The following is a 15,670-nucleotide window of genomic DNA, read 5'->3' as shown; positions in this document are numbered from 1 at the left end:
CCGAGGCGGGGGCTTATGGCAGTGGACGACGAGCATTTTCGAGAGTTCGTCGAGACGCGCTACATGGATCTTCTGCGCGTGGCGTACCACCTCACCGGGTCGGCCCAGGATGCCGAGGATCTGGTCCAGACGGCGCTGGTGAAGGTGATGCGCAGGTGGCGTCGGGTCGACGATCCGATGGCGTACCTGCGACGGGTCATGGTCAATCACCACATCAGCAGTTGGCGCCGCCACCGCGTGCACGAGGTGGTGACGTCGATCCTGCCGGACCGGTCCGGCCGGGACATGACGGAGGCGGTGACGGAACGGCACGCCCTGTACGAGGCGATGCGGGAGCTGACGCCTCGCACCCGGGCCGTGATCGTGCTCCGGTACGTGGTCGATCTGCCGGAGGTGGCGGTCGCTGCCGCCCTGGGCTGCTCTGTGGGGTCGGTCAAGAGCCGCGCGTCGCGAGGTCTGGCACGCCTGCGTCTCGCACTGGCGTCGGACGCGTCGCCACCGACACCGGCCTCAGCGGCAGCCAGTCCAGCACCGACCGGGACGACGACGATGACGGGGGTTACACCATGACTGTCGACGAGGAAGTGGGCCAGGCGCTGGCCGAGCTGGGCAGGAACCTGACCCCACAGCCGGATCCGTACGGCCGAGCCAGGGCACGCTATCGACGGAGCCGGCAGCGTCGCATGGGTGGGCTGGCCCTCGCACTTGTGGTCTCCCTGGGCGGAGCGGCCTTCGCGATCGCCGACCCGGGTCGGACCACCCAACCACCACCGGCAGACTCGACCGAGTCCATCGCACCCGTGCTGGCCTGGTCGGACAAACTCCTCCAGTCACCGCCGCGGGGCGCCGTCGGCCAGGACAGCGGCTATGTCCGCCAGCTCTCCGAACTCCTGTTGGCCGCGCAGCGCCGGGGCGACATCCCCCGGCTGGCCGTGCCGGTGAGCGCGGTGAAGGTGCTGTTCGTCGACGACGTCGGCGGCCAGCGGATCGCGCTCGCCGCCTTCGTCCGCGACCAGCCCGATCCGGCCACCGGCTGGCCGAGCGCCGCGATGTGGCTGTCCGCCGACGAGGGGGCCAGCGCCGAGAAGCTGGCCAGCACCAACATTGGTCGAGGCGTCGGCGACGGCCTGGAACCCTACGAGAGCCTCGCCCTGGGCGACCCGTCCGGGCCGGGCACGACCATCCACGTGGCGATCGCACCCGCCGGATGCGTCTTCCTCACCTCACCATTGCCCAACGGCACAGCGTTCCAGTGGGCCCCGGAGCCGACCGGGTCCTACCTGATCCGTACCCCGAAGACCCAGCGGCCCGAGTGGTGGCGGGTCGACTGCGGCACGGTGACACGCAAGATGACCCCGGGCCCGGGGTCGCTGTTGCCGGGACCGCTCACCGACGCGCAGCTCACGACCGCGATGTCAGGCGTACGCGGCAGCGTTCCGGAGCAGCGCGCCCGACTGATGGTGTCGGGGTACGCCAAGTCGAGGGGATACCAACTGGCCGCCCTGCCCAGCGTGGTGTGGGGCGGGCAGGTAGCCGGCCTCCCCGTCCGCTCCACCGACGGGTTGTCGGCCGCCGACGGGTCGGTGGAGAGCGGCAGGGCGACGATCCTGGCCGCTCCCGCGGCCGGCGGCGGCGGTTGGGTCGGCGAGGTGACGATCGACCTCGATCAACCGAGGGCCAACGGTGTGATCGGCACCGGCACCTCCTTCACCGTCGCGGCGGACCCGACCGACCCCGCAGGCGTCCTGGCTGTGCCGATCGACGATGACCGCATCGGCGTCGAGGGCCGGCGGTCCCTGCTTGTGGTGACGCCGGCGGCAGCCACCCAGGTGCGGGTGACGCACGATGGGCGCCAGGTGTCGACGGTTGCGGTCAGCGGCTCCGGGGCGGTGTTGCCCGTGCCCCACTCCATGACGGGCCTCGTCGTCGAGGCGCTCGACGCGGCCGGCCGGACGCTCGCCAGCGGCCAGGTGGCCGGGGAGGGTGCGCAGTCGATATTCGAGACGGACACCTGGAACCAGGACTGAGCGCGCCGAGCTGGTCCGGGTCCGCGGTCCCGTCGGCGCGGCTCAAAAGATCGTCGATCCTTTCGGCCGGCTACCAAGCCGGCCGAAAGGCTGTTGCCGCCCCACACCATCCAGGGTTTGATGCGCCTGATCATCCGTTCAGTAGGCGGATGGCACACGGGGAGGAACATCCACTGTGATCAGATCCAGGCCGCGCCGCGCTGCCCTCGGCGCCCTCGCGCTGACGATGGGCGTCAGCGGGCTCAGTCTCATGTCCACCACGAGCGCGGCCCTCGCGGCACCGCAGCCCGAGCGCACGCCGACAGTCGCGGTGGGCTGGACCGACTCGGCGACACCGAAGAAGGCGTACCCGTCGGAAGCCGGCACCCCTCTCCCGCTCGGCACCTGGCAGGACGACGCGGGCAAGAGCCACACCTCGCGGGTGTACGTCACCTTCGACCTCGCCGCGTACGAGGGCAAGAAGGTCTACTCCGGCAAGGTGTTCGTCGACGAGGACAGCGTCGCCGACTGCGGTAAGCGTGCCGTCGAGATCTGGCGTACGAAGCCGGTGACCACGACGCCCACCTGGAACCGGTCGCCCGCGCCCATCGTCAAGGTCGCCGAAGACGTGACGCCCACGCAGTACTGCCCCCGTGGCATCGCCCTCGACGTGACCCCGGCGGTGCAGGATGCGGTGGCACACCGGCAGCGCCACATCACCCTCGAGATCCGGGTGCCGGAGCAGTTCGAGAGCGACGCCTCCTACGGTCGACGACTCGACGCCTACCAGGGCGTCCGCATGAGCACCGAGTACAACTCGGTGCCGCAGATCGACGGTGCCCACCTCTACAACGGTGGCCTCCCCTGCACCCAACTGAAGCCGTACCCGCGCATCGGCGGGTTCGCCAACGTGCTGCAGGCGGTCGGCTCCGACGCGGACGGCAACGACGAGTGGGCCGTCCGGACCGAGGTCGCCATTTGGCCGAAGGCCACGCCGGACGCCCGGCAGGTGTTCACCGGCGAGCACGGCATCTCCGGTCGGGCCAACACCGTCAACCTGCCCGACGGTTTCCTCGCCGACGGGGAGTCGTACGTCTGGCAGGCCCGGGTGACCGACGGCACCGACGCCTCGGCGTGGTCGAAGAAGTGCTTCTTCACCCACGACGGCACCGCGCCCGGCGCGCCCACCGTCACCTCGGCCAACTACCCGGCGGACAGCACCGGCGAGTGGGCACCGGCAGGTGTGCCCGGGACCTTCACCTTCTCCGGCAACGGCAACAAGGACGTCGCCGGCTTCGAGTACTCCTGGCGCGGTCTGGGCGTCCGCAGCTGCTCGACCAGCGGTGACTACGGTCAGCTGGAGTGCACGAACCCGCTCGACCAGCCGGGATCGGTCCGGGCGGACAAGCCGGGCGGTTCGGCGACCGTGACGATCAATCCGACCGATTTCGGAACGCAGACGCTTACCGTCCGCTCCATCGACCTCGCCGGCAACGTCTCCGGGACCGTCGAGTACCGCACCCTCGTGCCGTGGACCGCCCCCGAGGTGCGGGAGGAGAACGGTCCGCCGCAGTGGGGGCAGGAAGTGCTGCTGAGGTTCGTCCCGGCGCCCGGTGTCACAGGCGTCCGCGAGTACGAGATCACCCTGGACGGGCGAGACCCCGAGATCAGGTCCGCGGAGGAGGACGGGACGGCCTACTTCCGCTTCGTCTCCACCAAGCCGGACGGACCCCAGATCACGGTACGCAGCCGCAGCGACAACGGGTTCGTGTCACAGGCGGCCTCCTGGTCCGGGTACTACAGCCCCGGCCCCGGGGTGAAGTCCGACGTCTACTACTCGCGTGACGGCTCGCCGGTCGGCGGGGTGGGAGTCGAGGGCACCTTCACCTTCTCCCCGCCGGTGGGTTGGACGGACACCAAGGCCTTCCGCTACAGCTTCGACGACGCCGAGCCGACCGAGGTGGCGGCCGACGAGAACGGTCGCGCCACGATCACCTGGACGCCGACTGCCAGCGGATACGTGACGCTTACCGTCTACGGCGTCCACGCCGACGGTTCGGTCGGATACGACGCCAACTGGTACTCGTTCGAGGTGGCGGCCCCCGCCGCCTGACCTGAGCGGCGGGGGCGGCCACCACATGGAGGTGGCCGCCCCCGCCGGTCAGTCCTGTCGCTCGGTGCGTTCGATCTCGGCGAACGCGGCGGCGAGGTAGTCGTCGAACGACACGCCTGTCGTCGCCAACAGGTCGGCCACCAGGAGCGGGGCATGCCAGGCCAGCGCCGACGCGTCCGGGGGCGACTCGTCGCCGTCGGGGTCGTACACGCCGAGCGCGCCCGCCAGCAGGACGAGCACCACGTGCGGGTCCACGTCCGACCGCCACCGCGTCGCGCTCTGCACGCAACGGGTCAACACCTGGCGGATGTCGTCGCCGGCCAGCCCCTCCGGATGGCTCTCCTCCAACAGCAGCCGGACCACCGCGCCGAGCACCAGGCCGGATCGCTCGTCGGCGGCGAGGCCACCGACCGCCTCGTCGTACGCCTGACCGTCGCGTGCCTGGGCGGCGGCGACGGCCGCGGTGGCGGTCACCGCGATGGCGCGGGCGGTAGCGGGCAGATGTCGCCAGGTGCCGGTCATCGGGCCAGCATCGCAGACCCGGCGGACACCTACTGACCACCACCGAGCCGAGTGGATCATCGTGGGATTGGTCACCCGATGGCCTCGGCGACGGCGGGGCGCGACCAAAACGGTTCGCGCCGTGTCACACCTGACGAACAGAATGCCGGACATGCTGCGTCGCGCCCTGCCCCGCCGATCGGACGCCCGCCGGATCATGCTCGGCACTCTGCTGTCGGCGGTCGGGCGCGGTCTGACCCTGCCGTTCCTGTTCATCTACCTGACCGACGTACGCGGGCTCACCGACGCCCGCGCCGGCCTCGTCATCGGCTGGTACGGCGCGGTCACCCTTGCGCTGTCGCCGCTGGGCGGGACGCTCATCGACCGGATCGGCGCCCGCTGGGTGGTGGTGACCTGCCTGGTGATCGAGGCGATCGGCACGGGCTCGCTCGCGCTGGTCCACTCGACCGGTTCGGCCCTGCTGGTGATGACGGTGATCGCCATCGGCAGCTCGGCGATCTGGTCCGGGCAGAACACGATCCTCGCGTCGTTGACCGACGACGACGAGCGGCAACGCGTGTTCGGGCTGAACTTCGCCCTGCTCAATCTCGGTATCGGCGTCGGCGGCATGACCTCCGGCGCGATCGTCGACACCGCCCGGCCCGGCACCTTCCAGACGATCTACCTGCTGGACGCGCTGACGTACCTGCTGCCGGCGCTGATCCTGCTCTCCCTGCCCGCCGTGGGTCACCGGCTCGGCAACCGTCGAGGTGTCGACGAGCCGTCGCCCGGCGGCTACCTGACCGTGCTGCGGGACCGCCCGTTCCGACGGCTGGTGGTCTTCGGGCTGGTTCTCACCACCTGCGGGTACGCGCAGATCGAGGTGGGCTTCGCCGCGTACGCGGTGCGGGTGGTCGAGGTGAACCCCCGGGTGGTGGCCTGGGCGCTCGCGGCCAACACCGTGATGATCGTGCTCGCGCAACTGCTGGTGATCCGTCGGATCGAGGGCCGCAGCCGCACCCGGGCACTGGCGGTGGTGGGGGCGGTGTTCGCCGCCGCCTGGTTGGTCCTCGGCGCGGCCGGCCTGGTCACCGGGGAGAGCGCGGTGCTGGCCGCCCTGTGCGTGGTGGCCTGCTCGGCGATCTTCGGCTTCGGCGAGACGATGCTGTCGCCGGTGATGCCCGCGCTGACCAACGCCCTGGCCACTGACGAGCTTCGCGGCCGGTACAACGCGATGAGTTCGATGATCTTCGGAATCAGCGGTGTGATCGGCCCGGTGACCGCGGGACCGCTGATCGGCGCCGCCGACGGCCGAGTCTGGGTGGCGACGGTGGTCGGCGGTTGCCTGGTCGCGTCGTTGATCGCGCTCTCGCTGCGCCGGCTGCTCAGCGCCGAGCAGGACGGCCGCACCACGGCCGTCGCGGCATCTCCCGCCCCGACCCCCACCCCCGCCTGACCTCAAACACCCGCCCCAGGCACCCCGCGCCCGCGCCCCGCGCCCCGCGCGCCCGCGCCCCGCGCCCCGCGCCCCGCGCCAAGATCTGAGCAACATCAGGGATGTTGCTGCCTCGGGCACGCGGGAGGCAGCAACATCCCTGATGTTGCGGGGGATTTCCCCATTGGGCAGGCTCAGCCGGTGACTGCAACACCCTTCCGTGGTCTTCGTGAGGGTGGCTATGGCGTCGAGGTTGAGCCCGCCTTGCTCTCGACGCAGACCAAGATCGTGCTGGATCCAGGATGTAGTGGCATCTCCGAACGCCGATGCCACTACATCCATGTTCGAGCGCGATCTTGTCCGCGCGGGCGCAGGTGGGCCCAGGCGCACGCAGGCACGGGCCTCTGGGACGGGCACACGCAGGGGACGTCGGGCACGGGAGCGCGGACACGCACGAGCACGGGAGCGCGGACACGCACGAGCACGGGAGCGCGGACACGCACGAGCACGGAAGCACAGACACGCGCGCGAGCACGGAAGCACAGACACGCGCGCGAGCACGGAAGCACAGACACGCGCGCGAGCACGGAAGCACAGACACGCACGAGCACGGAAGCACGGACACGCACGAGCACGGAAGCACGGACGGAAGCACGGACACGCACGAGCACGGAAGCGCGGACGGAAGCACGGACACGCACGAGCACGGAAGCACGGACACGCACGAGCACGGAAGCACGGACGCGGGCAAAGGACGGGTCGGGCCCCGGAGCGGCTGCTCCGGGGCCCGGTGTAGCGGGGTCGGCCGTCAGGCGGCGGGGACCTCGGCGGTGGTGCGGATGCGGTCCAGCGTCGGGGCGGAGACCGGCGACTGCGCGGTCAGGTACGCCACGAACGCGTCCAGGTCGATCTGGCCGGTGACCTGGTTGGTCCCGCCGGTGAGGGCGCTGAAGCCGTCGCCGCCGCCGGCCAGGAAGTTGTTCACCGTCACCCGGTAGGTGGCGGTGGTGTCGACGGCGGTCCCGCCGAGGGTGAGGCTGCCCCGGACCACCCGGGTGCCGGCGCACGGGTCGGCCACCGTGCCGGTGGTGCCGTTCGGGTCGACCACGTAGCCCACGGTCGCCGACGGGTACAGCGTCCGGTTGGTGACGAACTGTTGCTCCAGCACGCAGTAGAGCTGTGCGCCGGTCAGGTCGAGCGTCACCAGGTTGTTGGCGAACGGCTGCACCGTGAACGCCTCCTCGTAGGTGACCGGGCCGGCGTCGAGGTCGGCCCGTACTCCGCCCGGGTTCATGAAGGCGGCGACCGCGCCCTCTTCGTCGTCGGTGGCGGCGAGTTGGGCGTCGGCGATCAGGTTGCCGAGCGGGGACTCACCGAGACTCGTACCGAAGAGGGTTTCCTGGCTCCGGGTGATGGCCTGGCTGGTCACGCCGACCTGGCGGCCGGCGACCGGGCCGAGCACCGTCTTGTACCTGTCGATCAGGGCGGTCTGCCTCGGGTCCTTGGCCACGTCACGGGTGACCACGACGTTGTTCGCGGCGGCGGAGATGACGTCCCCGCTCCGGCGGTCGATCTTCAGGTCGATGTCGGTGACCAGGCGTCCGAACGAGCTGGCACTGGTGACCAGCTTGCCGTTGATGTCGCAGTTGTACGCCTGGTGGGTGTGCCCGCTGACCACCACGTCGATCGACGGGTCCATTCGGTTGGCGATGTCCACGATGGGCCCGGTCATGCCGACGCAGTCGTTGATGCCACCGGTCGCCGCCTGGGTGCCGCCCTCGTGCAGCAGCACGACGATGGCCTGTACGCCCTTGCGGCGCAGCTCGCGCGCGTACCGGTTGGCGGTGTCCGCCTCGTCGGCGAAGGTGAGGCCGGCGACGCCCTGCTGGCTGACGATCTGCGGGGTGCCCTCCAGGGTCATGCCGATGAAGCCGACCTTGACGCCCTGCACCTTGTGGATCGCGTACGGTGCCAGCAGCGGCTTGCCGGTGGCGGTCTTGAAGGCGTTCGCGGAGAGGTACGTGAAGTCGGCGCCCCGGAACGGGGTGCCGTCGGCGCAGCCGTCCACCGGGTGGCAGCCGCCGTTCTGGATCCGCAGCAGCTCGGCGGCGCCCTCGTCGAACTCGTGGTTGCCGACGCTGGCGTAGTCCAGCCCGGCCATGTTCAGCGCCTCGATCGTCGGCTCGTCGTGGAACGCGGCGGAGAGCAGCGGGGACGCGCCGATCAGGTCACCGGCGGCCACCGTGATGGTGTTCTTCTTCTTGGCGGCGGCGCGCAACTCGGCCAGGTGGGTCGCCAGGTATTCGACGCCGCCCGCGGCCTGCCCGGCGATCGTGCCGCTGGAGCCGCTCGGCGGTTCGAGGTTGCCGTGGAGGTCGTTGAGGGCCAGCAGGGTGACGTCGACCGGCTTCGGTCGCGCGTCGGCCTGTTCTGGGCTGGTGGCGACCGCGCCGAACGCGGCCACCGCGAGCGCGGTCAGGCCGACAGCGGCCCGTCGCATCCCGGTCATGGACATGGATCTCCTTGGAAGAATCGGCGCCCGCGGGGCCTGGCCTCTGGGTCGACCGGGCCGCCGAGCGACGCCGTCGTCAGGGTCGCGGTTGGCGGCGGTTGGGGATGGCCGCCTGCACCGACAGCCTCTCATCCGGACGCCGCCGGGTCGACCCGGAGCTGCGGGTACGCCCGCACCTCGGAGGAGCGTTTGCCAGACATCGTCGTACCCAGGGTCTAGAAAGGACCTGACGGTCGGCGCGGACGGAGGCAGCATCGTGAGCGAGACGACACCGCAGGTGGAGCAGGTGCGATCGGCGGACGGCACACCCATCGCGTTCGAGCGGTCCGGCGCCGGGCCGGCGATCGTCCTGGTCGGCGGGGCGTTCAGCGATCGCACCGCAACCCGTGCGCTGGCCGAGGCGTTGGCACCGGATTTCACAGTCCTCGGCTACGACCGCCGCGGGCGGGGCTTCAGCGGCGACACCGCGCCCTACGAGATCGGTCGCGAGATCGACGACCTGGCCGCCCTGATCGCGGCGGCAGGTGGTTCCGCCGCCGTCTACGGGATCTCCTCCGGCGCGATCCTGTCCGCCCTCGCCACCGCGCAGGGCCTTCCGGTGACCAGGTTGGCCCTGTTCGAGCCACCGTTCCAGGTCGGTCCGCACGTGGGCGTCTGGCGGGATCTCACCGCGCGCCTCATCGAGCTGATCGCCGCCGACGACAGGGACGGCGCGGTGCAGCTCTTCCTCGGCGACTCGGTGGGGCTGCCGGCGGAGGAGATCACCAGGATGCGGTCGCAACCGATGTGGGGCGGGCTCACGACAATCGCGCACACACTGGTGTACGACTCGATCGTCACCGCCGGCGGGCGACTGCCCACCGGCCGGCTGGCGGCCATCACCGTGCCGACTCTCGCGGTGCACAGCACCGGCAGTCCACAGTGGCTGCGGGACGCGAGCGGGGCCGCCGCCGAGGCGGTCCCGGGCGGCCGGTCCATCAGCCTCGACGGTGGTTACCACGACGTGCCGCCGGCGACGCTGGCTCCCGCGCTGCGCGAGTTCCTGCTCGGTTGACGGCACCGGCGCAGCGGGTCACCCGGCGGCCAGCGCCTCGGTGACCAGGTCGGCAACGTCGTCGGGGCGCCACCCGTCGGCCACGCCGGGTCGGGCGGCCAGATAGCTGATGATCCGCTCGGTCGGCCAGCCGTGTGCCTCCCGTAGGCCGCGGGCGATCATGCCGAGGTAGATCGGCGCGGGCGGCCGGCACCGGGTGGCCGACGCCCCCTCGGGCGCGGTGAAGGTGAGCAGGGGCACGCCGCTGTGGCTGCCGGGGCAGATCAACGTCTCGTACCGGCCGGGGCCGAGCGTCGCCCGTCCAGCGGCGATGGCCGCCTCGATCGCCGCCCCGGTGGCGGGGATCAGGTCGGCGTCGGCACCGGCCGGGCGATACATCTCCTGGGCGGCGATGTCGGCGAACTGCTCCTCGGTGACCAGGTAGGCGCGGGCCGCGGCCTCGCCCGGCAACCGCGGGTCGTAGAAGGCCATGCCCCCGGTCCAGGCCCGGGACTCACCGGCGAAGTAGATCCCGCCGGGCAGCGACACCGGGACCGACCGGCTCGGTGGGCGCCGATCCCGGCAGCCCGGGTACGTCCGCCTCCCACCCGGCGGGCAGCCGCCACCGATGTACCAGGCCAGGCGGGCGGCGTGCATGTTCGAGCCGTACGCGACGTACCAGAGCACCACGGCGGGCTCCCTCAGGAGCTACAGGTCTGACCGGCCGAGTGGCTCACCTGCACGGTGTGTGTGACGCAGCCACCCGCCTCGACCAGGTGCAGCAGGAAGGCGGTCGGCTCGTCGACCCAGCCGATCTGGTCGTCGGCGCTCATGGTGAGCGTGGCCTGCCTCCACGTGCTGGGCGCCACGGTGAGCACCGTGCCCGCGTAGGCCGTGGTGACCGGGCGGTGCAGGTGGCCGGCGGCGACCCGGACGACGTGCGGGTGCCGCCCGACCACCTCGGCGAGCGCGGCACCGTCGGCGAGCTGGATGGAGTCGGCCACGGGGATACCGACCGCCACTGGCGGATGGTGCAGGCAGAGCACGGCGGGCACCTCGGGTCGCCCGGCCAGCACCCCGTCCAGCCAGCCGAGCTGCTCCTCGCCGAGTTGGCCACCGTCGCTGCCGGCGACGAGCGAGTCGAGCACGACGATCGTCGCCGCCTCGTGGTCGACGTGGTAGTGGGTCGAGAAGCCGCCGCCGAGCCACGGTGTGCCGCCGAAGGCGTCGAGCAGCGCCTCACGGTCGTCGTGGTTGCCGGGGGCCAGGTACACCGGCAGCGGGAACCGGCCGATCAGCTCGCGCAGCGCCTCGTACTCGTCCGGCCGGCCGTGGTCGACCAGGTCACCGGTGATCACCACGCAGTCCGGCCGCGGCCGCACGGCCAGCACCCGGCCGAGCGCGCGGTGCAGCCCGGCGGCCGGTGCGGCGGCGAGCAGTCCGGTGGTCAGGTGGGGATCACTGAGCTGAGCGATGAGCATGGGCGGCTCGCCTCCTCGGTGTCGAGGGTTTCACGCTATCGCCGGGCGCGCGGTTGCGGGGGTGACCAGACGCGGCAGTCCGCGCTCGGCCCGGCACCGTCTCAGTAGCCGGCGAGCTGCGGGGCCAGCGCGACAGTGACGAAGCGGATCGCCCGGCCCAGCAGGCACGTCACGGCGAAGGCGGCCGGGCGCATGGGTGTGCGTCCCAGGTAGACACTGGCGGCCAGCAGCGGCGGCAGGCCGGTGACGGCGCTGACCAGCAGCATCCCGGTCGACTGGTGGGGGCGTTCCAGCACCTCGACGAGTCGCGCGCCGGCCGCCTTCGGACGCGCCAGCATCGTGCCCAGTCGACCCGGCCGCGCCGGCACGGCGGGCGCGTCTCTGCGCAGCCGCCGTTGCAGCCACGTCGAGCGGATCGCGCCGCGCGCACCGAGGAAGATCAGGACCTTGCCGACGGTCTGACCGGCAGCGGCGGCCACGCCGAGCGCCACGGGCGGCGCGCTTGTCGTCGCGACGGTCGCGATCAGGTACGGCTCGGCCGGGGTGAACGGCAGGAAGGCCGACAGCAGCCCGACGGCCGCGGCCACCAGGACGGCGATCATGGTTGGGTGCGCGGGAGGCCCGCCGGCAGCTTGGCCGCGCAGGCCAACGAGACGACCTTCACCGCGGCGACCGCGAGGGCGAACGTGACGGCCACGGTCATCGGCGCGAAGATCGCCAGCAGCACCACCGCGGCGGTGTTCAGCGCCTTGGCCGGCGGAGACCAGTTCCACAGGTAGATGCGCCTGTCGACGCGGGCGAAGTAGTTCGGGCTGAGCAGCGGCCAGCGCAGGAACATCAGGCTCAGCAACTGGTCGACGACCATGAACTGGACCAGGAACACCGCGATCGGCAGGGCCGTGGCCGGCCGCAGCACGATCAGCGCGGCGGCGCAGGCCGACGTGCAGGCACGGTCCGCGACGATGTCGAAGACCGCGCCGGTACGCGTCTCCTGCCCCAGGCTCCGGGCGGCGGCACCGTCGAGGATGTCTCCGATCCAGTAGAGCAGGTAGGCGGCGACCAGCAGATGCGCGCTGCGCTGGGTCAGCGCCGCCACGGCGAGCCCGACGGCACCGGCCGTGCGTACGGCGGTGATGGCGTTGGGGACGTTGAGCAGCGTGACCGGCGGACTGAGGCCGACGGCTGTCATTCGGCGTCCTTGAGGATGCGTTGCATGTCGGCGGTGCGCCGGTTCAGGTCGGCCAACTGCGCGCTCACGTCGGCGAGTAGGCGTTGGGTCTCGGCGGCCTGCTCGGCGTACTGCCGCTGCAGTTCGCCCGCCAGCGCGGTCCGCGTGCGGACGCCCGCGTACCAGACGCCCGAGATGAGCAGGGCGGCGACGACGACGAGGAAGACCGAGGCGGTGACGTCCATCTAACGTGTTCCTTCCGGTGGGGCATTGCCGTCTCCGGCGTTGCTCAGGGTGGTGACGGCGGCCGCCACCACGTCGGGCGTGAGGTGCAACGAGAAAGGCGCGGTCTCGTAGTACTTGAGTGCCTTGCCGTCCTCGGACAACTCCAGATGTGCGGTGACCAGCCCGGCTTTTTCCAACTTCTTGAGGTGCACCTGCAGCAGTGCGCGGCTGATGCCCAGATCGCGGGCGAGCTGTGAGACGTACACGCGTCTGCCGGTCAGTGCGGCGAGCACCCGCAGTCGGTGCGGGCTGGCCAGCGTGGCAAGGACCTCGACCAGCCGGTCGCCGCTCAGCTCTCCCATAGCTCACCTTGGCTCATGCCAACTATTATTGGCAGGCGCAAACGCGATCGTCAACTCCGATGCCCGGTGGCACCGCCCACAGGCTGTGTCCACAGCCTGTGGATAGCACGTGTGTACGAAGCCCGGCCGTCGCGTCATCGTGAGTACGCTTGATCGTGCGGCTCGGCGCCGGCCGGGCCCCTCCCCTACCTGGAACGACGTGCGAGTGGATCATCAGCGAGTCAGCCGTGACGTCATCGTCCGCCTCCCGATGGCGTCGAGCGTGCCGGAGGCCTGTCGATGGACGGTCACCGCGCTGTCCCGCCACACGACCGCGACGATCTCCGTGCTGCTCGCGGCCCACGACCGTCTGCGCTGCGTCGCGGCGACCGGGGCCTGGCAGGTCTTCGCGACCGTGCCGGCGCGCACCGGCATCGTCGGGCGGGTGTACGCCACCGGCGCCCCCGCCGTCGTCCCGGACGTCACCGCCGACCCGGACTACCTTCCGGTACGCCCCGACGTGACCGCCGAGCTGTGCGTACCGGTGCTGGACCCGACGGGCCGGGCCATCGGCGTGCTCGACCTCCAGTGGAGTGAGCCAGCCGACCTGGAGCTGTGGCGGGAGACGGCACAGCGGCTGGCCGACCGACTCGGCGCGCGAATCACCGCGCTCGGCGGCCCACCCGAGGAGAGCCGCGGCGAGAAGCTGCTCCGGCACACCGCCGCGCTCTCCTCCGCGCTCACCGAGGCGGAGCTGATGGACGCGGCGGCCCGCGCCGCCCGGGAGGTCTCCACCCTCTCCACCGCGGTCCTCCTGGTCGCCGGCCAGCTCGGTCCACCCCCGGCGACGCCGAGCGACCTGGAGACCCGGATCCGTGCCGAGCTGACCGAGGCTGGCCCGGCGGCCCTGGCCCGGATGGTCGACCGGGCACACCGCTACGGCGCCGGATACACGCTCGGGGAGGCGGGGCACCCCCCGACCGAGGACTACCGACCGCTGACCCGGGCGGGGGCGCAGACGTTGGTCGCCGTACCGGTCGGGCCACCGGAGGCCGACGGCGTGCTGCTGGTCGCCGACGAACGCGCCCTGCGCCCGGACCCGACCACCGTCAGCCTGATGGACCTGCTCGCCGGGCAGGCCTGGACCAACCTGGACCGGCTCCGCACGCTGGCTCGACTACGCGAGCAGGCCAGCTCCGACCCGCTGACCGGGTTGCGGCACACCGGCCCGTTCGGGCAGCGGATCGCGGCGGCCACACCGGGGCGTACGGCCCTGCTGGCGATCGACGTGGACGGCTTCAAGACCGTCAACGACACGTACGGCCACCAGGCCGGCGACCGGGTGCTCGTCGGGTTGGCCCGCGCTCTGGAGGAGGCGCTCCGGCACGGCGACGAGCTGTACCGGATCGGCGGCGACGAGTTCGTCGCGGTGATCGAGGTGAGTCGCCCCGAGGAGGCGGTCCGGATCGCCGAACGGCTGACCGAGGCGGCTCGACGCGTCGGCCGCACGATCAGCGTGGGCGTCGCGCTCCCCCGCCCCGGCGAAACCCCCGACCGCACCCTGCGCAGAGCCGACCAGGCCCTCTACGCGGTAAAACGCCAAGGCCGAGACGGAGTCCTACTCTCCGCCGCCTAACCCCACACCCCACACCCCCGCGATCTTGCACTTTCTGTCGCCGGTTCGTCCACTTTCGCCCCTTTCGCCGCGACAGAAAGTGCAAGATCGCGATGCGGGGCGGGGCAGGGCGGGGCAGGGGCGGGGCGGGGCGGGGTGGGGGTGGGGGTGGGGTTAGGGGGTGCGGAGTTCTTTTGCTAGGAGTTCGGCGATTTGGGCGGTGTTGAGGGCGGCGCCCTTGCGGAGGTTGTCGCCGGTGACGAAGAAGTCCAGGGCCCGGGGGTCGTCCAGGGAGCGGCGGATCCGGCCGACCCAGGACGGGTCGGTGCCGACCGCGTCGATCGGCATCGGGAACTCCCCCGCCTCGGGGTCGTCGACCAGGATCACCCCGGGCGCGTTGCGCAGCGCCTCGCGGGCGCCCTCGGCATCGACCTCGGTGCCGAAGACCGCGTGCACGGCCACCGAGTGGGCGGTGACCACCGGCACCCGGACGCAGGTGGCGGACACCTTGAGGTCGGGCAGGCCGAGGATCTTCCGCGACTCGTTGCGGATCTTCATCTCCTCCGACGACCAGCCGCCGTCGGCCGACGAGCCGGCCCAGGGCACCACGTTGAGCGCCAGCGGGGCGGGGAACGGGCCCAGGTCGTCGCCGACCGCCTGGCGGACGTCGCCGGTGCGCGAGCCGAGCGCGCGGTCCCCGGCAACCTTCGTGAGCTGGTCGTGCAGGATGTCCACGCCGGCCTGGCCGGCGCCGGAGACCGCCTGGTAGGAGGCGAGCACCAGCTCCCGCAGGCCGTACTCGCGGTGCAGGGGCGCCACCGCGACGATCATCGCGAGGGTGGTGCAGTTGGCGTTCGCGATGATGCCCCGGGGCCGGTTGCGGACCTGCTCGGGGTTGATCTCCGGAACGACGAGCGGGACGTCCCGGTCCATCCGGAACGCGCCGGAGTTGTCGACGGCGATCGCGCCGCGGGCGACGGCGATCGGCGCCCACTCGGCGGAGACCCCGTCGGGGACGTCGAACATCGCCACGTCGACCCCGTCGAACGCCTCCGGGGTCAGCGCCTGGACGACGACGTCCTCACCTCGGCACCGCACCCGCTTGCCGACCGAGCGCTCGGAGGCGAGCAGCCGGATCTCACCCCAGACGTTGCGGCGCCCCGTGAGCAGCTCACACATCACGGTGCCGACGGCACCTGTCGCTCCGACCACGGCGAGGGTGGGCAGCGCCGTCATCGGC

General features: G+C 71.8%; 15 protein-coding genes. 6 read left to right on the top strand and 9 right to left on the bottom strand.

The genetic code is table 11. The features are described 5' to 3' along the window. Nucleotides 1–15: 15 nt before the first annotated feature. The 3 genes from ACGFH8_RS20595 (at nucleotide 16) to ACGFH8_RS20585 (ending at nucleotide 4,119) form a co-directional block, all read left to right on the top strand. The gene (locus ACGFH8_RS20595; RefSeq protein WP_393369287.1) at nucleotides 16–570 is read left to right on the top strand and encodes a SigE family RNA polymerase sigma factor; all 555 of its coding nucleotides are present in this window, start codon (nucleotides 16–18) and stop codon (nucleotides 568–570) included. Continuing rightward, nucleotides 567–2,027 (top strand): hypothetical protein, encoded by a 1,461-nt coding sequence (locus ACGFH8_RS20590; RefSeq protein WP_393369284.1) that lies wholly within the window; start codon nucleotides 567–569, stop codon nucleotides 2,025–2,027. The genes ACGFH8_RS20595 and ACGFH8_RS20590 overlap by 4 nt, the downstream gene beginning before the upstream one ends. A 175-nt stretch (nucleotides 2,028–2,202) precedes the next feature. Further along, nucleotides 2,203–4,119, top strand: a complete 1,917-nt coding sequence (locus ACGFH8_RS20585) for a hypothetical protein (protein WP_393369281.1) — start codon at nucleotides 2,203–2,205, stop codon at nucleotides 4,117–4,119. Between the two features lie 48 nt (nucleotides 4,120–4,167). Here the strand turns inward: ACGFH8_RS20585 and ACGFH8_RS20580 are convergent, their stop codons facing one another. Then, a complete protein-coding gene (locus tag ACGFH8_RS20580; RefSeq protein WP_393369278.1) occupies nucleotides 4,168–4,641 on the bottom strand; it encodes a hypothetical protein in 474 nt (157 codons plus the stop codon). A 151-nt stretch (nucleotides 4,642–4,792) separates the two neighbouring features. On the opposite strand from ACGFH8_RS20580, the gene ACGFH8_RS20575 reads away from it, so the two are divergent. Continuing rightward, nucleotides 4,793–6,076 (top strand): MFS transporter, encoded by a 1,284-nt coding sequence (locus ACGFH8_RS20575; RefSeq protein WP_393369275.1) that lies wholly within the window; start codon nucleotides 4,793–4,795, stop codon nucleotides 6,074–6,076. Nucleotides 6,077–6,863: 787 nt separating this feature from the next. Here the strand turns inward: ACGFH8_RS20575 and ACGFH8_RS20570 are convergent. Then, nucleotides 6,864–8,570, bottom strand: a complete 1,707-nt coding sequence (locus tag ACGFH8_RS20570; RefSeq protein WP_393369272.1) for a bifunctional metallophosphatase/5'-nucleotidase — start codon at nucleotides 8,568–8,570, stop codon at nucleotides 6,864–6,866. 253 nt (nucleotides 8,571–8,823) lie between these two features. Here ACGFH8_RS20570 and ACGFH8_RS20565 point away from each other — a divergent pair, with 253 nt between their 5' ends. Next, complete coding sequence (locus ACGFH8_RS20565) at nucleotides 8,824–9,621, top strand: alpha/beta fold hydrolase (protein WP_393369269.1); 798 nt, start codon at nucleotides 8,824–8,826, stop codon at nucleotides 9,619–9,621. Nucleotides 9,622–9,639: 18 nt separating this feature from the next. Here ACGFH8_RS20565 and ACGFH8_RS20560 read toward each other — a convergent pair whose 3' ends face one another. The 6 genes from ACGFH8_RS20560 to ACGFH8_RS20535 all read right to left on the bottom strand — a co-directional run bounded on the left by ACGFH8_RS20560 (nucleotide 9,640) and on the right by ACGFH8_RS20535 (nucleotide 12,836). Continuing rightward, complete coding sequence (locus ACGFH8_RS20560; protein ID WP_393369267.1) at nucleotides 9,640–10,290, bottom strand: histone deacetylase; 651 nt, start codon at nucleotides 10,288–10,290, stop codon at nucleotides 9,640–9,642. An 11-nt stretch (nucleotides 10,291–10,301) separates the two neighbouring features. After that, the gene (locus tag ACGFH8_RS20555) at nucleotides 10,302–11,081 is read right to left on the bottom strand and encodes a phosphodiesterase (protein ID WP_393369265.1); all 780 of its coding nucleotides are present in this window, start codon (nucleotides 11,079–11,081) and stop codon (nucleotides 10,302–10,304) included. A gap of 101 nt (nucleotides 11,082–11,182) precedes the next feature. Further along, nucleotides 11,183–11,683, bottom strand: a complete 501-nt coding sequence (locus ACGFH8_RS20550) for a hypothetical protein (protein WP_393369262.1) — start codon at nucleotides 11,681–11,683, stop codon at nucleotides 11,183–11,185. Further along, entirely contained in the window at nucleotides 11,680–12,270 is a 591-nt protein-coding gene (locus ACGFH8_RS20545) for a CDP-alcohol phosphatidyltransferase family protein (protein WP_393369260.1), read from the bottom strand. Before ACGFH8_RS20545 ends, ACGFH8_RS20550 begins: the two co-directional genes overlap by 4 nt. Further along, a complete protein-coding gene (locus ACGFH8_RS20540; RefSeq protein WP_393369257.1) occupies nucleotides 12,267–12,494 on the bottom strand; it encodes a hypothetical protein in 228 nt (75 codons plus the stop codon). Before ACGFH8_RS20540 ends, ACGFH8_RS20545 begins: the two co-directional genes overlap by 4 nt. Further along, nucleotides 12,495–12,836 carry an ArsR/SmtB family transcription factor gene (locus tag ACGFH8_RS20535; protein ID WP_393369254.1) on the bottom strand — a complete coding sequence of 114 codons (342 nt, stop codon included), beginning with the start codon at nucleotides 12,834–12,836 and terminating at the stop codon, nucleotides 12,495–12,497. Between the two features lie 250 nt (nucleotides 12,837–13,086). Between ACGFH8_RS20535 and ACGFH8_RS20530 the strand changes: the two genes are divergently transcribed. After that, nucleotides 13,087–14,451 (top strand): diguanylate cyclase, encoded by a 1,365-nt coding sequence (locus ACGFH8_RS20530; protein ID WP_393370430.1) that lies wholly within the window; start codon nucleotides 13,087–13,089, stop codon nucleotides 14,449–14,451. Nucleotides 14,452–14,604: 153 nt separating this feature from the next. Here the strand turns inward: ACGFH8_RS20530 and ACGFH8_RS20525 are convergent, their stop codons facing one another. Continuing rightward, the gene (locus ACGFH8_RS20525) at nucleotides 14,605–15,666 is read right to left on the bottom strand and encodes an aspartate-semialdehyde dehydrogenase (RefSeq protein WP_393369252.1); all 1,062 of its coding nucleotides are present in this window, start codon (nucleotides 15,664–15,666) and stop codon (nucleotides 14,605–14,607) included. Nucleotides 15,667–15,670 lie beyond the last annotated feature (4 nt).

This window comes from Micromonospora sp. NPDC049175 (assembly GCF_043197345.1).
Classification (GTDB): Bacteria; Actinomycetota; Actinomycetes; order Mycobacteriales; family Micromonosporaceae; genus Micromonospora.
Note: the sequence above shows the minus strand (reverse complement) of the source record. Positions and strands in the feature narration are given on the sequence as shown.

Excerpts from the sequence above, each read along its gene's own strand:
- ACGFH8_RS20570 (WP_393369272.1), bottom strand. The coding sequence starts at position 8,570 with ATGTCCATGACCGGGATGCGACGGGCCGCTGTCGGCCTGACCGCGCTC.
- ACGFH8_RS20575 (WP_393369275.1), top strand. The coding sequence starts at position 4,793 with ATGCTGCGTCGCGCCCTGCCCCGCCGATCGGACGCCCGCCGGATCATG.
- ACGFH8_RS20595 (WP_393369287.1), top strand. The coding sequence starts at position 16 with ATGGCAGTGGACGACGAGCATTTTCGAGAGTTCGTCGAGACGCGCTAC.
- ACGFH8_RS20580 (WP_393369278.1), bottom strand. The coding sequence starts at position 4,641 with ATGACCGGCACCTGGCGACATCTGCCCGCTACCGCCCGCGCCATCGCG.
- ACGFH8_RS20540 (WP_393369257.1), bottom strand. The coding sequence starts at position 12,494 with ATGGACGTCACCGCCTCGGTCTTCCTCGTCGTCGTCGCCGCCCTGCTC.
- ACGFH8_RS20535 (WP_393369254.1), bottom strand. The coding sequence starts at position 12,836 with ATGGGAGAGCTGAGCGGCGACCGGCTGGTCGAGGTCCTTGCCACGCTG.
- ACGFH8_RS20555 (WP_393369265.1), bottom strand. The coding sequence starts at position 11,081 with ATGCTCATCGCTCAGCTCAGTGATCCCCACCTGACCACCGGACTGCTC.
- ACGFH8_RS20590 (WP_393369284.1), top strand. The coding sequence starts at position 567 with ATGACTGTCGACGAGGAAGTGGGCCAGGCGCTGGCCGAGCTGGGCAGG.
- ACGFH8_RS20545 (WP_393369260.1), bottom strand. The coding sequence starts at position 12,270 with ATGACAGCCGTCGGCCTCAGTCCGCCGGTCACGCTGCTCAACGTCCCC.
- ACGFH8_RS20530 (WP_393370430.1), top strand. The coding sequence starts at position 13,087 with ATGGCGTCGAGCGTGCCGGAGGCCTGTCGATGGACGGTCACCGCGCTG.
- ACGFH8_RS20525 (WP_393369252.1), bottom strand. The coding sequence starts at position 15,666 with ATGACGGCGCTGCCCACCCTCGCCGTGGTCGGAGCGACAGGTGCCGTC.
- ACGFH8_RS20550 (WP_393369262.1), bottom strand. The coding sequence starts at position 11,683 with ATGATCGCCGTCCTGGTGGCCGCGGCCGTCGGGCTGCTGTCGGCCTTC.